Origin of the sequence: Paenibacillus bouchesdurhonensis (assembly GCF_900155685.1) — a bacterium.
Taxonomy (GTDB): Bacteria; Bacillota; Bacilli; order Paenibacillales; family Paenibacillaceae; genus Fontibacillus; species Fontibacillus bouchesdurhonensis.
Genome location: NZ_LT732548.1, coordinates 4,495,930 through 4,512,800, shown reverse-complemented (window position 1 = coordinate 4,512,800; position 16,871 = coordinate 4,495,930). Strand labels below are relative to the sequence as shown.

Here is a 16,871-nt window from a genome sequence, read left to right as displayed (position 1 = left end):
ATTGAACTGGTAGCAGGCGGCACAAGATCGGTATCAGAAAGGACGGGTGAGTGTGGGAGAATCTCAGAAGCTGGACAGAAGCAATGTTGAGGATGTTTTGGCCTTGACTCCGATGCAGTCGGGGATGCTGCTTCAATATTTAAAGAATCCTGATACTACGCAATATGTAGAACTGATTGAGTTGGAAATTATTGGGGAAATCGAAGCTGCTTTGTTCGAACAGTCGTGGCTGCATGTAGTAGAGGCTAATGAGGCGCTGCGTGTAGTGTTCCGATGGGAAGAAGTCAGCCAACCTGTTCAAATTGTACTGAAGCGGCATCGCCCTGCCATTCGCTTTCTGAATTATACCCATGAGGATGAGACGAAGCAGGCTCAACTCATTTCGGAAGCAATTCAGGCGGATAAAGCGGAGAAATTCAGACTGGATGAGGTGCCGTTCCGTATTACGTTGTTTAAACGGACAGAGCGGAGACATACAATGCTCATGAGCTTCCATCATATTTTGTTCGATGGCTGGAGCACTGGCATAGTACTGAAGGAATGGCTGGAGGCTTATCACAGCTTACAGCAGGGATTGGTGCCTGAGCTGCTGGGGAAACCTCGGTTGCAGCAGCTTGTGTCTATGCTGCAGCAGAATAAGCCGGAGCAGGAGAGCTATTGGAGAAATTACTTGCAAGAGTTAGGCAATAAACCGCTTCCGATGCCAAAACATAAAGTGAATTCCGGACATCAAACGGAGGTTTCTGTCTATAACCAGTTTAGAGATAGTTCATTTATGAAAGAGATACAACGGTATGCCCAGGATAAGGAAGTGACGCAGGCGGCTCTCTTTTATACTGCGTGGGGAATTTTGCTGCAGTATTATACCAACAGTGATGATGTCATGTTCGGGACGACGGTGTCCGGGCGAAATGCATCAATCTCAAATATCGACCGGATGGTCGGTCTGTTTATTAACACTCTCCCTTTCAGAATGCGGGCATGTCCAGAATCCAGCTTGTCTGAGCTTGTAGGCCAAGTCAATCGCTCTATTTACGTTCGAGAGGAGCATTCAGGAACATCCCTCGCGGATATTAAGGCTTACGCAGGGCTGCGGACAGGGGGCAATCCGTTCGATTCGCTTGTGGTTATAGAGAACTATCCTTTGGACAAAGCTTTAACTGACTTGTCAGGAACGCTTGCGATTGCTTCACATCGGTCTGAAGAAGAAACGGAATTTGATCTGACGCTGCGGATTCAAATGACAGCAGAGCTGGAGATGTCCTTTGTCTACAATACGGAAGCCTATAATAAAGAATGGATCGAGAGATTGGCTCATTGCTATCTCTACATATTGGAGCAAATTATTTCCTTTGCTAGTCAAAATGGAACTGATGAGGGTGCGAGGCTTCAGGATTTAAGTCTTCTATTGCCGGAGGAAGAGCAACGGATTCGTCAGTTTAATCAAACGGCCGTTGAATATCCCGACGAGAAGCTGGTTCATGAATTGTTCGAGGATTGGGCGCAGCTGTATCCCGACCAGATTGCTGTTTCCGATGGGCAGAAGTCATATTCGTACAGCGAACTAAATGAGCAAGCCAATCGGATTGCTCATTTACTGCAGCAAAATGGTTTTCAGCAGGGACAGATCGTCGGCCTTATGGTAGGGAGATCCACGGAAATGGTTGCAGCCATTTTTGGCGTACTCAAGGCCGGTGGCGCGTATTTACCTCTTGACCCGGCTCAGCCCAGCGAACGAATCGAATATATGCTGAGCAATGGGCAAGTGGTGCTGGTGCTGGCCTTGCCAGAGCTCGCTAAGCATATACCTGGAGAGGCAGAGGTGCATTTACTAGACAGCACTTTGCTAGAGCAGGGTGAGGCAGGGAACTTGGATGTTCATTTAAATGATTCTACTGAGCCGGCCTATGTAATGTATACCTCAGGCTCTACGGGCACACCCAAGGGGGTTGTCGTAACCCATCGGAACATTATACGTTTGGTCTGCAATACGAACTATGTACAGATTGTGCCGCAGGATCGGATGCTGCAGGCTGGAGCCATCGGTTTTGATGCGCTTACCTTTGAAGTGTTTGGGGCGTTATTGAACGGGGCAAGCTTGCATATTGCCGATAAACATACTTTGTTGGATCCGGCTAGGCTCGATAACTATTTGCATGCGCAGAATATTTCAACAGGCTTGCTTACACCGGCATTATTTAATCAAATGGCACAGCAGCGTCCGGAGATGTTTAACGGGATGCGGCATTTAGTCGTTGGCGGAGATGTATTATCGCCCAAGCATATTGAGGCTGTTAGACGAGCCTGTCCGAAGCTGACAATCTGGAATGCATACGGACCTACCGAGAATACGGTGATTTCAACCTGCTTCCGAATTGATCGGGAATATAGCGAGCAGGTTCCCATCGGCTCACCCATCCATAATTCGACAGTGTATATCGTTGATCGTCATGGCCAGCTTATGCCCATTGGAATTCCGGGTGAATTGGTTGTAGGCGGCGATGGTGTTGCACGTGGCTATTTGAATCAGCCAGAGCTTACAGCAGAGCGATTTGTATGGGATCGCTTCCGGGGAAAAGGAATGATGTACAAGACAGGCGATATGGCGCGATGGCGTTCGGATGGTCAGGTTGAATATTTGGGACGGATAGATAATCAGGTGAAGATTCGAGGGCACCGCATCGAAACAGGGGAAATTGAGAACGTTCTTCTTCAGCATCCTTTCATTCAAGAAAGTGCTGTTACGACCTGGAAGCGTGGAGAACAAACAGAGCTTTGCGCTTATGTCGTTGCTACAGAGCAGGCACCTGCCGCATCCCTGCGAGCTTATCTGATGGAGAAATTGCCCGACTACGCCATTCCATCCTATTTCATATATCTGGAACGAATTCCGCTTACCCCAAACGGGAAGCTGGATCGCAAGTCTCTTCCGGAGCCTGAGCAGCAGCTTCGGAATAATCCAGATACGATAACCCCGACAACAGAAATGGAGCAATTGATTGCACAGGCATGGAAATCGGTATTAGGTCTGGAGAACGTAAGCATTCATGATAAGTATTTTGAGATTGGCGGCAATTCTATTAATCTTATTCAACTACAAAGTATGCTGCAGCGCCTGCTACAGCGGGAAATAGCGATTGTGACCTTGTTTCACTATCCGACCATTCACGAACTCGCGGAGCATTTAACTGAACCAGTTGAGAGTCTTGCCTTTGATGCAGGTGAAATGGAGAGCCAGGGTTTAAATTCTGAGCAAGCTGCAGTGGAGGGGATAAACGGACAGACCGCTTCTGCCGGGGCAATCCGTCAGGATATTGCCATCATTGGGATGGCCGGCAGGTTTCCCGGCGCGCGAGATATCGATGCATTCTGGAATAATTTAGTGCAAGGGAAGGAAAGTATCTCTTTTTTTACAGAGAATGAATTAGCCGAGTATGGATTTGATCGGGAATTGATGAAGCGGCCTGAGTTTGTCAAGGCGAAGGGCGTATTGGACGATATGGATCAATTTGATCCTGCCTTCTTCGGATACACTCCTGATCAGGCGGCCATGATGGATCCGCAAATTCGCCTCTTGCATGAATGCGCTTGGCATGCCCTAGAGGATGCGGGATGTGATCCGGAGCGCTCGGACTCCACAATTGGTCTATTTGCCGGAGTTACGAATAATTTTCACTGGCTGTCTCAGTTATCGGATCGTTTGCATGGAAGCTTGTCAGATATGTTTGAGGTGGACTCTCTGAATGACTCCTATACGGTGAGTACACGCATATCGCATAAGCTGAATTTGAAGGGGCCTGCCATCAGCCTGCAAACTGCCTGTTCCACGTCATTGGTCGCTGTGCATCTTGCATGCCAATCCATTTTGAATGGCGATTGCGAAATGGCATTGGCGGGCGGTGCTTCCATTGTGCTGCCCCATAAATCCGGCTATTTGTATCAGGAGGGAATGGTGAAATCACCAGATGGACATTGCCGGACGTTTGATGCCAAGGCTAAGGGTACGATTGGCGGCGACGGGGTTGCGTTTGTGGCACTTAAATCGCTTGATGCGGCAATTGCAAACGGCGATCAGATTTATGCCGTCATTAAAGGCTCAGCCATTAACAATGACGGGAGCCGTAAGGTCGGCTTTACAGCACCAAGCGTTCAAGGACAGGCTGATGCCATTGCCAAGGCATTGAAAGCGGCTCGGGTTCCAGCTGAGTCGATTACTTATGTTGAGGCGCATGGTTCAGGAACTACGCTCGGCGACCCCATAGAAATCGAAGCCTTAACTAAGGCATTCCATACAAGCAAGAAAGGGTTTTGCCGGATTGGATCCGTGAAGACCAATATAGGACATCTCGATGCCGCAGCAGGGGTAGCAGGTTTAATTAAGACGGCTCTCGCTTTGCGGTATAAACAAATTCCGCCAAGCCTCCATTTTGAGACGCCAAATCCCAATATTAATTTTTCAGACAGCCCATTTATCGTAAACAGTGAGCTTACAAAGTGGGAACGGGGGGCACATCCTTTACGGGCGGGGGTCAGTTCCTTCGGAATTGGCGGTACTAATGCGCATGTCATTGTGGAGGAGGCTCCTGTATATGAGGCAGCAGAGGGAGAAAGGGATGCGCAACTGCTGGTCTTGTCTGCTCAGAGCCCGGCCGCGCTTGACGAAATAACGGGAAGCTTAGTTGCTTATTTACAGAAAAATCGGAGTGAAGCGCTTGCTGATGTGGCCTACACCTTGCAAAATGGCCGCAGGCATTTCAAATATCGACGCATGCTTTGTTGTGAGTCTACTGCGGAAGCGATTGAGGCCTTAACGCCTGTAAATCACAAAACAGGCTTTGATGAACGTAAAGTGCTGTCTTATGTAACGAGAGATGCTCGGAAATCAGCGGTGTTCATGTTTTCTGGGCAAGGTTCTCAGTATATCCATATGGGGGCGGGCTTGTACGAGGAAGAGCCAGTCTTTCGTGCGGAAATGGATCATTGTTTTGCACTATATCGGGAAATCACAGGCGAGGATTTAAAGGAGATGATATATCCGTCCGAAAATCATGAACTAGCTGCTGAGCATCTGACACAGACGAGATATATTCAGCCTGCGATATTCATACTTCAGTATTCGCTTGCCCGTCTTCTCCTAGTATGGGGAATCAAGCCGGAAGCAATGATTGGTTATAGCTTTGGCGAGTACGCTGCCGCTTGCCTGGCAAAGGTCATGAGCCTGGAAGAAGCAATGAAGCTGATTATACTGCGCGGCGAGCTGATGCAGTCAGCGCCGGCTGGAGCTATGCTCAGTGTCCCTTTAACCGAGGACAAGTTGAAACCATTCTTAAGCGGCTCTTTATCTTTGGGGGTCGTGAATGGGGAATCCTGTATCGTTGCGGGCACAGATGACGAAATAACGGCACTGGAGCAGACCTTGAGGACGCATAAGCTTATGTGTATGAGATTGCCTGTATCAACAGCAGGTCATTCCTCCTTGCTTCAGGCAGTGATTGAGCCGTTTGCTGCGGCGGTTCGCAAGGTGAAACTTCAACCTCCGATGATTCCCTACGTATCGACCACGACAGGGGGATGGATTACGGCGGAGGAAGCAACGGATCCGGATTATTGGATTCGCCATATGACAGATACGGTACGTTTTGCTGAAGGAATCGCCCGGCTTGCCCAGCAGACTGACCGCTTGTTTATAGAAATTGGGCCAGGTCAGGATCTAACGGTGCTTGTGCGTCGTCATCTGAATACAAATCGTGGACAGCAGGCGGTTAATCTTATACGTCCAGCCCAGCGTGAGGCTTCGGATGTTGGATTACTAGTCAATCGGATCGGAAGATTATGGATGTATGGGCTGCCCGTTCAATGGAAGGCATTTCATCGTAGCTTCCGTACGATCGTAGCTTTACCGGGATATTCCTTTGCGCGGCAACGTTACTGGCTTGATGAACAGGCTGGCATGAAACCGCAAGCCGTAGCTCTGATCGGAACGGGAGGGCGCCAAGAGCATGAGAAGCTCGGCAAGCTGCCGGACATGGCAGACTGGTTCTATTCCCCAACTTGGAGGAAGTTACCCATCCCTAGGCCAACTTTAAGTGAGGGTGAGCGCCAGAGTGCAAGTGCAAATTCCCATTGCTGGCTTGTGTTTCTAAATGAGGCAAATACGATCGATGATGTGAACCAGTGTTGCGATTCTGGCGCTTCAAGCTTTGGCCGGGAACTGACTGATCGAATCGCAGGGCTAGCTTCACAGGTTATCACGGTCAGCCCCGGTGAGCATTTTATGGAGGCTGGAGCTGCAAATTATATTTTAAATCCTCAGGTCGAGGAGCACTATAAGAAGCTGTTTGCCGATTTGCAAGTGAAGGGGCTGATGCCAACAAGGCTGCTGCATACATGGGGAATTAGGGAGCGCAATGCCTTCGACGACCATTCGATATGGCTGCGAACAACCCAGGAATTGGGTTTCTACAGCTTGTTATATACGGCCAAAGCAATGAAGCAGTACAGCGATGGAGCAGACGTTCATTTGTGGGTTTTAAGCAGCAGCATGCAAGCTGTTGCGGGAGAAGAGGCCTTATATCCTGAGAAGGCAACAGTACTAGGGCCATGCCGTGTTATTCCACAGGAGCTGCCCTTTATGCAGTGCAGCAGCATCGATGTTCTCCTGCCGAAGGAAGGAAGCTGGCAGCGAGATAAACTATTGGATCGTTTGCTGGAGGAATTACGCTCCATGAGGTTTGAGCTGGCCACTGCTTATCGTGACAATCAACGATGGGTGCTTGATTATGAACCAATCAGAGTGGCTGAACCAACAGAGAATACCCCGGGATTGCGACAAGGCGGCGTTTATCTGATTACTGGCGGTCTTGGTTATATCGGCCAGGTGCTCGGCAGTTATCTTGCCAAGAGTGTCCAAGCGAAGCTGGTGCTTACGAGCCGCTCCTCGTTCCCTGCGCGTGAATCTTGGGAGGAATGGCTTAATACCCATGAGGAAGATGACAGTGTAAGCAAGCAAATCCGTAGGCTGTACCAGCTCGAGCAGGAAGGAGCGGAAGTACTTGTTCTACGTGCCGAAGCTGCTGACTTAAGTCAGATGCAGTCGGCAATTGCAGCAGCAGAAGCTGAATTCGGTTCGATTCATGGAGTTATTCATGCCGCAGGCATGACTGGGGATGCCGCATTCAGCATGCTGGAGGAGACGGATGAAATGCTATGCGAGCAGCACTTCAGCGCCAAATTGTATGGGCTGCTAGTGCTGGAGCAAGTTCTCACAGATAAGGAGCTGGATTTCTGCCTGCTGACCTCTTCATTATCTCCGATGCTGGGTGGCTTGGGTTTCGTAGCATATTCAGCAGCAAACCATTTCATGGATGCTTATGTTCATGATTATAATCGGCGAAGTCGGGTGCCATGGACATGTATAAATTGGGATGGCTGGCAGCTTCAAGAGGAGCAGACGATTCGCGGACAGGCCGGTAACCGAGCATCCATCTCGGAATTGCTTATTGTGCCTGAAGAAGGGGTGGAACTGTTTAGACGATTGTTCACCGTTGGTGAAGTTAACCAGCTTGTTATTTCGACTGGAGACTTGCAGAATCGGATTAAAAAGTGGGTTAAACGAGAAGCTCAGGATAGCTACTCCACTCTACCGGCAGGCGACGAGATTTATTATGCTAGGCCGGCACTGTCCGGGGAATATGAAACACCGGCTACCGATACTGAGCGTCAATTATGTGGAATTTGGGAGCGATTGTTCCGGATTGAATCAATTGGCGTGCATGATGACTTTTTTGAGCTTGGCGGCGATTCGCTAAAGGCCATCACAGTGGTAACGGCTATTCACAAGGAATTGCGGGTTGAAATCAGTCTGCCTGACTTCTTTAATATGTCCACGATACGCCAGTTGTCTAATTATATTGAGTCAGCGGAGCAGAGTGACTATTTTGATATAGAGCCGGCACAGGAACAGGCCTATTACGAGCTGTCGTCAGCACAGAAGCGATTGTATTTGATTCAGCAAATGGGCAAAGAGCATACAGGATATAACGAAATCGTGGCAGGGATTCTGGAAGGTTCTTTGGATCCTGAACGGCTGGCTGCTGTTTTTAGAAGGTTAATAGAGCGTCACGAGAGTCTGCGAACCTCATTTGAACCGGTTAATGGCAAGCCTATGCAAAGAATTCACCCTACGGTTCCGTTTGAGATGGAGTCTGCGGACTTTACCACGGAGAATTACCCGGATTGTGAATTAGAGGAAGGGGAGCGAATCCGTGAGGCAATAGAACGATTTGTTCGCCCGTTTGACTTAGGCCGTGCGCCGCTAATGAGGGCCGGACTACTGAAGCTCGGAGATAAGCGGCATATGCTTATGGTCGATATGCACCATATTGTCTCTGACGGATTGTCACAGGATATTTTTGTGAATGATTTTATGGCCTTGTATGGCGGTAGAGCATTGCCTGAATTGACATTGCAATATAAAGATTTTTCGGAATGGCAGAACAAAGTGATGGTGACGGAAGCGATGAAGAAACAAGGAGATTACTGGCTTCAGCAGTTGGCGGATGCTCCAACGTTGTCTCTGCGGACGGACTACCCTCGCCCGGCAATGAGAAGTTTTCGGGGAAGCCGGATCGAGTTTGCGCTGGATGAGTCCAGAGTTGAGGCCTTGAAATCGCTTTGCCTAAAGGAGGATGTCACCCTGTTTATGGCCTTGCTGGCGGTGTTTAATCTACTGCTGGCAAAGCTGTCTGTACAGGACGATATCATCATCGGCACGCCGATTGCTGGCCGCAAGCAGCAGGCATTGCAGCTAATTATCGGAAAATTCGTCAATATGCTGCCTATTCGTATTCGACTAAATGTTGAAATGAGCTTTATCGAGCTGCTTCAAGCGGTGCGGGCAACAACGCTGGAGGCATTCGCGAATCAGGAATACCAGTTCGAGGAAATGGTGCAGGGGCTTGGCAAGGAACGGGAGCTGGCACGTAATCCGATTTTTGATGTTGTTTTTGCTATGCAAAACATGCAAAACCCAGATATGAGCATTCCTGGATTGGCCTTGCATCCCTTCTCCTATGTACATGACGCCGCTCATTTTGATCTTTCATTGATTGCTGAAGAGGATGGGGAGTATCTATCCTTTAAGCTTGAATACAGCACGAGCCTGTTCCGGCGGGAAACGATCGAACGGTTTGCCAAGTACATGGAGGATATCGTAACTAGCGTATTAAAAAATCCGTCGATTCAATTGAAAGATATCGCTATTGAGCATCACCTGGCTGAGCCGGAGCCTGTGTTTCTTGCGAGCGCCCAGGGGGAGTTCGAATTATAGACCGGTTGGCATCTTAAAGGGAGGTTTAGGTATGACAGCAGGGTCAGAATATCATATGGACAGATTGGCGATAGCTGCATCGCAAAAAAGCAAAGAACGGGATTTTTGGTTAACAGCCTTATCTGGTGATTTTGAGAAGGGGGGCTTCCTTTCTGATTATCCTCATGCAACCGGAGTTACCGTGGAGAAAGCTGCTCTGCGCTTCCCAAAGGAGTTGTCGGAGCGCCTTGTAAAGGTAAGCGGAAATTCAGACTCCAAGCTTCATGTTGTATTGGCTGCTGGACTTGCTGCTTTACTAAGCCGTATGACAAATCGCAGCGATGTTGTGGTAGGAACTCCTATCTACCGGCAGCGGGAGGAAGCGGACTTTATTAACACAGTGCTTCCTTTGAGGGCAAGGATGGAGGCCGGGATCACATTCCGGCAATGCCTTTTAAACATGCAGGAGACGGTTGTAGCAGCGGTAGAGCATCAGAGCTACCCGATGGAGCTGATCGCCCGGCAGTTTGCGATGCCGTTGGATGATCAACTGGCTCACCCCCTATTTGAGGTGGCGCTGCTCCTGTCCAATATTCAGGAAGAGCGTTTTTTAAAAAACATAAGGTGGAAAACCTTATTCTACCTCTTTAGAACTGATGCTAATGGTATTGAGGGTGAGCTTCAATATAATGCCGAATTGTATCAGCGTAAGACGATGACAAGGATCATTTCTCGTTATATCCAGCTCCTGCAGGAGGCTCTGGCAAATCCGGATGTGCCATTAACGCGATTAGAAATTTTGCTGCCGGGAGAGAGGGAACAACTGCTGCAATCATTCGCCGGAGATACAGTAGATTATCCGTGGGAACAAACTATACACCAGTTGTTTGAGGAGCAGGCAGAGCGGAGTCCTGAAGCGCTGGCCGTGGTCAGTTCAGAAGGCGCAGTGACTTATCGGGAGCTGAATGAAAAAGCGAATCAGGTAGCGAGGGTGCTATGTAAAGAAGGTATTGAAGCAGGGGACATTGTCGGTCTATTGCTAACTCCCTCTGCTGAAATGATCGTCGGAATGCTGGGGGTGATGAAGGCTGGCGGGGCGTTTTTGCCGCTAGATCCGGATTATCCGCATGATCGGATTCAATATATTTTGGAGGACAGCGGTGTAAAGGTTGTACTTACACAACAGCAGCTTTCAGATAAATTAGGCAGCCATCCGGGATTGTTTCTTGATGATCCCCAGGGCTTCAGTGAGTCGGTAGATAATTTGGGGGGAAATAGCTCGGCGGCTGATTTGGCGTACGTTATCTATACCTCCGGCTCCACCGGACAGCCCAAAGGTGTCATGATTGAGCATCGTTCTCTGACGAATTTGTCCTATTGGCATAATCATGCTTTTGAGGTGACAGCAGCTGATCGAGGCATTAAATATGCCGGATTTGGCTTTGATGCGTCGGTGTGGGAAGTGTTTCCCCACCTGCTTGCAGGGGCTTCGATTCATATCGTTCCGCCTGAAATTCGCCTGGATGCGCGGAAACTGGGATTATATTTTGCTGAGCAGGGGATTACGATTGCCTTTCTGCCCACGATGATGTGTGAGCAATTCATGGAATTGGAACAGCCGGAGGAAAGCGCGCTGCGGATACTGCTCACGGGAGGGGAACGTCTGAAGCGAGTTAAACCGGGACGCTATCGTCTCTTTAACAATTATGGGCCAACCGAGAATACAGTTGTCACCACTTTCGTTGAAGTGACTGAAGCCGACGGGGTAATTCCAATTGGACGGCCTATTGACAATCTTCAGGTTTATATATTGGATCAGCAGCTTCAACTGCTGCCTCCAGGTGTGCCTGGTGAGATTTGTGTAGCCGGTGCAGGGCTCGCCAGGGGTTATCTGGGCCGACCGGAGCTGACGGAGGCCAAGTTTGTACAGCATCCATTCCTGCCGAATGAACGGCTGTATCGCACAGGCGATCAGGGACGCTGGCTTCCGAATGGCATGCTCGAATATTGGGGACGGCAGGATGACCAGGTGAAGGTGCGAGGATACCGTATCGAGCCAGGCGAGATAGAAATGCATTTGCGACAGTATGACGGTGTCCATGAAGCCATCGTTCTTGTTCGCGAGGATGAGGCTGGTCAAAATATGCTTTGTGCGTATTATACCGGGATGCCCGGTGTGTCTGCTTCTGAACTGCGAGCCAGCTTGCTTGCGAAATTGCCGAGTTATATGATTCCAGCTTATTTTGTTTATTTGGAGCAGTTTCCTGTAACGGCTAATGGCAAGCTGGATACGAGAGGCTTACCTGATCCAAGGGAAAATGTTCATACTGGGAAGGAATACGTTGCGCCACGTGGTGAAATCGAGGGTACACTGGTGCGGATTTGGGCGGAGATATTGGGAATTGGTGAAGCCAGATTAAGTGTACATGATACCTTCTTTGATCTGGGGGGGAATTCATTTCAGCTTGTTCAGGTGGTCAACAGGTTGAACGAAACGTTTGGCTATGATATTCCGGTGCCTTCGCTGTTTCAGTATACAACGATAGCAGCGCTCGGTGGGTATCTGCAGCGCCTCGACCGCGGGGATGAGCAGCAACCTGTTGATATGGCAAATCACGAGCAAATGGATGAAGGCTTTGAAATGATGGAGCAGACCATGCTCATACTGGAGGGAAATACGGATGCCTGACAGCCGAAATGTACCAGCAGCACAAGCGTATAGCGGGCTGGAAATCGCCGTAATAGGGATGGCGGGAAGGTTTCCGGAAGCCCGCAACATCGATGAATATTGGGAGAACTTGAAAAGCGGCAAGGAATCGGTACATTTTTTCTCGGATGAAGAACTCGCTTCGGCGGGAATAGCTCCAGAACTGATACAGAATCCGCGTTATATAAGGGCAAAGGCGCTCGTCCCGGATGCTGAATGGTTTGATTCCGACTTTTTTGAGTATACGCCGCGCGAAGCCGAGGTGATAGATCCTCAGATTCGTCTATTTCATGAGGTTGCATGGGAAGCATTAGAGCATGCCGGATATGATCCGGAGCAAACGTCCGGTTCGATCGGCCTGTTTGCAGGGGCTTCAGCGAGCATTTATTGGCAAATGGTGGCTATGCTCTCCCGAAGCGACAGTATGGCTGAGCAATTTGCGGCATTGGCTTTATCGGATAAGGATTTTTTGAGTACGCGGATCGCTCATAAGCTTAATTTAAAGGGGCCCAGCGTTAACGTTGATTCCGCATGCTCTACTTCGCTGCTGGCTATACATTTGGCTTGCAGATCGCTGTTAACGGGTGAGTGCAAGATCGCTTTGGCTGGCGGTGCTACAGTGACGGTGCCGCGAACGGAAGGCTATCTGCATGAGGAGGGAATGATTAGTTCTCCGGACGGTCACTGCCGGGCATTTGATGCCAAGGCCAAGGGCACGATTGGCGGGGAAGGCGCGGGAGTTGTTGTATTAAAGACGTTGAAGCAGGCACTTGCGGATGGCGATTGCATATATGCAGTGGTTAAAGGCTCGGCCGCAAATAATGACGGAACGCGCAAGATGGCTTATTCGGCTCCAAGCATAGAAGGGCAGGCCGAGGTGATTCGCGCAGCCCAGCGAATGGCGCGTGTCTCGCCGGAGAGCATTAGCTATATTGAAGCCCATGGCACAGGAACAACCTTAGGGGATCCTGTGGAAATAGAAGCGCTGAAGCTTGCTTTTCAGACAGAGAAGAAGGGCTATTGCCAAATAGGCTCGGTGAAGACCAATATCGGACATTTGAATAGTGCTGCTGGTGTTGCTGCATTTATGAAGACAGTGCTATCTCTGCAGCATAAAAAGCTGCCGCCAAGTCTGCATTTTGAACAGCCTAATCCGAAAATCGATTTTGCGAACAGTCCCTTTGTGGTGAACACCGAGCTGACGACTTGGCAGAACGAGAATTATCCACTACGGGCAGGGGTTAGCTCCTTTGGCATAGGTGGTACCAATGTGCATGTGGTGCTTGAGGAAGCGCCGGCAGCTAAGAGTGGCGATGAAGGCAGGGAAGCGAAGCTGTTGCTGCTGTCGGCTCGGACAGAAGCTGGCCTAGAGCTGGCGACGGCACGTTTCTTGGAATATCTGCGGACGCATCCGAATGCACCGCTTGCGGATGTCGCATTTACACTCCAGGCCGGACGGCGTTCTTTTCGTCATCGGCGCATGCTTGTGGCTTCCACATCAAAGGAGGCGTGCAGCCAGCTGGCAAGTCGGCCTGCCGACCGCGTAATCACGGAGGTATGCGATACGACTCAGCCGAGGCTGGTGTTTATGTTCCCAGGACAGGGCGCGCAGTACGTGAATATGGGGTTGGATTTATACGAGCAGGAATCATATTTTCGCGAGAAGGTGGATCAGTGCCTGGAGCTTGCTCAAAGTAAAATGAATGTGGATTTGAAACATATTTTATATCCTTCCGGAGAACAGGCGCCTGATGCGGGGAAGCGTTTGGAGCAGACGGATATAACGCAGCCGGCGTTATTTATTTTCTCGTATGCGCTGGCTCGGCAATTAATGCGCTGGGGACTTCAGCCAAGCGCGATGATTGGGCATAGTGTAGGCGAATATGTGGCGGCTTGCCTCTCCGGGGTGATGACGCTTGAGGATGCTTTGGGGCTGGTCATCGCAAGGGGGCAGCTGATGCACAGCGCTCCCGCAGGCGCGATGCTCAGTGTGCGGCTGTCTGAGCAGGATCTGGCTCCGCTGCTGCATGAGCGCTTGTCCGTAGCTGCGGTCAATGGGACGGCGTTGTGCGTGGTATCCGGAACAATTGAGGACATCGAGAAATTGGAAAAATTGCTGATGGAGCAGGGTGAAGCTATTTCGAGGCTGCATACCTCGCATGCATTTCATTCTTCCATGATGGAGCCTGTGATGGAGCCATTCATCCAGCAGTTTCACTCGATTGATTTGCATAAGCCGACAATTCCGTATATTTCGAATGTTACTGGCACTTGGATTTCCAGTGAAGAGGCAGGATCGGCCGAATACTGGTCGAGGCATTTGCGGGGAACGGTACGATTTGCCGATGGGCTTGGGGAGCTCTTGAAGGATGACAAGGCAGTGTTTGTTGAAGTAGGTCCCGGCAATGCCCTTAGTGCATTTGTGCGGCGTCATCCTGGCAAAGGAGCAGGTCATCAAGTTGTAAGTCTAGTTCGTCATCCTAAAAATCAGATTAATGACAGCGAGTATTTACTGCAGCAGCTAGGGCGGTTATGGCTAGCCGGAGCTCGTATTGACTGGAGATCGTACTATGCTAATGAACGCCGTCTGCGGACAGCATTGCCAACTTATCCTTTTGAACGACGGCAATATTGGGTAGATCCGCCACGTGAAATCGACATTTTAAAGCAGGGATTTCAAGGCAAGTCTCTTTCCGTATCAGATGCGCAGCGCAATAAATCGGCTGTAAAAAAAGCGACGGTTGGAGAGTGGCTGTATACGCCGGCCTGGGAACGTTCGATATTGGAGCAGGAGCCTGCCAGACCATCCTCTAAGCAGCACTGGGTTGCCTTTATTCCTGAGGAGGGGCTTGGAGTACAACTCGTGGAACGATTAAGACAGGAGGGTGCGAAAGTTACCGTAGTTCATCCCTCCGCTTCGTTTGCCCGGCTGGATGCCGATACTTACCGGATTGCGCCGGGAGATGCGGAGCATTATGACCGTTTGCTGCAGGAGCTATCAGCTTCCGGTCAGCAGCTTGGTTCCATTATTCATGCCTGGTTAACGCCAGGGGAGATAGAGGCAAGCGAGCTTGTTGAATCGGGGGATACAGCCGAACTAAGCAGTACAGGCGATCTGGAATTGATCCGAAGTCAGCGTACGTTTGAGTGTGGCTATTACAGTTTGCTTGCTCTTGCTAAGGCTATAGGACGGCGTGGAATTCAAGAGGAACTGAAGCTTTATGTGGCAACGGCGACGATGCAGGAGGTAACAGGGGAAGAGGAGCTAAGACCGGAGCAGGCGTCCGTGCTTGGCGCATGCCTTGTGATTCCGCAGGAATACCCCAATGTAAAGTGCCACAGCATTGATATTGATATTCCGTCAGATAAAGCATCTGCCGCCAGGAATCGCCGGCAAGCGTTACTGGACAGCTTGCATAGAGAATTCGTCTCAGCGTCCAATGATATGGTCGTTGCTTATCGCGGCAATTATCGCTGGGTACAGAAGTTTATTCCGGTGCCTGAAGTCAATGCTTCTGCAAATATGAGATTTCGAGAACAGGGAGTTTATTTGATAACCGGAGGCTTGGGCGGAATTGGTCTTACCTTAGCAGAGTATTTGGCCAAAACGGTAAAGGCAAAGCTGGTATTGACCGGCCGTTCGGTGCCGAATGAGCCGGATTGGCGGAACCCCGCAAAGATGAATAACGGTGACCATGAGTTAGCATCCAAGATGAGCAAGCTGGCCGCGCTTGAAGAATATGGCGCTGAGGTGCTCGTGTGCAGTGCAGACGTATCCGACCAGCAGCAGATGGAACAGGTTGTAAATCAGGCTATGGTTCGTTTTGGAACTATACACGGCGTCATTCATGCAGCGGGAACGGCGGATGGAGCGTTGATCCAACGGCGTACACCGGAGCTTGAGCAGCGGGCAATGGCTGCCAAGGTCAAGGGCACGCAGGTGCTGGAAAGAGTGCTGGGACAAGCACTTACGGGAGGAAGGCAGCTTGATTTCCTGGTTTTGTGCTCTTCATTGGTTAGTGTGCTTGGTGCGATAGGTCAAGCAGGGTATTGTGCTGCTAATGCATATCTCGATAGCTATGCTTATCGCAAGCAGGGGAGTATTGCTGCGCATGTGACTTCAATAAATTGGGATGGATGGAAGGAAGTTGGAATGGCTGCTGCGGAGCAGGAGACTGCAATAACCCGGGATCAACCACCAGCTATTCATGAAGCTGAGGCCAAGGTGCAAGTTGGAAGCGCAAGCGGGGAGCAAATGCAAGTATCGGCAATACAGGCATCAGCTGAGCAAATAAACCCGGGCGCCAGTGCACACTTGCTGCCGGAGGAAGGTGTTGCTGTTTTTCGCCAAGCGTTAAGCAGTCGCCTGCCGCAAGTATTGGTGTCTACAACGGATTTATCTATCCGAATGGAGAAGGCGCGGGAAGCTTCGTTACATTCCTTGATGAAAGAAGGAAATAAGGTCGGTTCTCAAGCCTCTCATGAAAGGGAGGTTCGGGTTCAGATTCCTGCTGGAGATGAGCTGGAGCAGTTGATTTCCCGATTGTGGGGAGAATATCTTGGTGCTGATGAGCTGGGACTGCACGACAATTTCTTTGAACTGGGCGCAACCTCACTGGATATGATTCAAATGAATACGAAGTTAAAGAAAGCACTGCATATGGAAGTATCGGTCGTGGACATGTTCAGTCATTCAACGATTCATTCATTAGCTGAGCTAATCAGGAGAACTGTTACTGGAGCAGAACCTCCGGAGCAAACGGTTGATCGTTCAGAGCAAATCAGTGAGGGAAAAAGCAGGTTAAAGCAGCGACTAAACAGGCGTGATCGGAAGTAAAGCTGCAGGATGATCGATCT

At 49.9% G+C, this 16,871-nt stretch carries 3 protein-coding genes; all 3 read left to right on the top strand.

The window, feature by feature from the left end:
• Nucleotides 1-52: 52 nt before the first annotated feature.
• The 3 genes from CZ379_RS24510 to CZ379_RS24500 are packed head-to-tail and all read left to right on the top strand — an operon-like array spanning nucleotide 53 to nucleotide 16,851.
• A complete protein-coding gene (locus CZ379_RS24510; RefSeq protein ID WP_110934011.1) occupies nucleotides 53-9,328 on the top strand; it encodes a non-ribosomal peptide synthetase/type I polyketide synthase in 9,276 nt (3,091 codons plus the stop codon).
• A gap of 31 nt (nucleotides 9,329-9,359) precedes the next feature.
• Nucleotides 9,360-11,996 (top strand): non-ribosomal peptide synthetase, encoded by a 2,637-nt coding sequence (locus CZ379_RS24505; RefSeq protein ID WP_110934010.1) that lies wholly within the window; start codon nucleotides 9,360-9,362, stop codon nucleotides 11,994-11,996.
• On the top strand, nucleotides 11,989-16,851 hold the full coding sequence (locus CZ379_RS24500; RefSeq protein ID WP_110934009.1) for a type I polyketide synthase: 4,863 nt from the start codon (nucleotides 11,989-11,991) through the stop codon (nucleotides 16,849-16,851). The genes CZ379_RS24505 and CZ379_RS24500 overlap by 8 nt, the downstream gene beginning before the upstream one ends.
• Nucleotides 16,852-16,871: the final 20 nt, after the last annotated feature.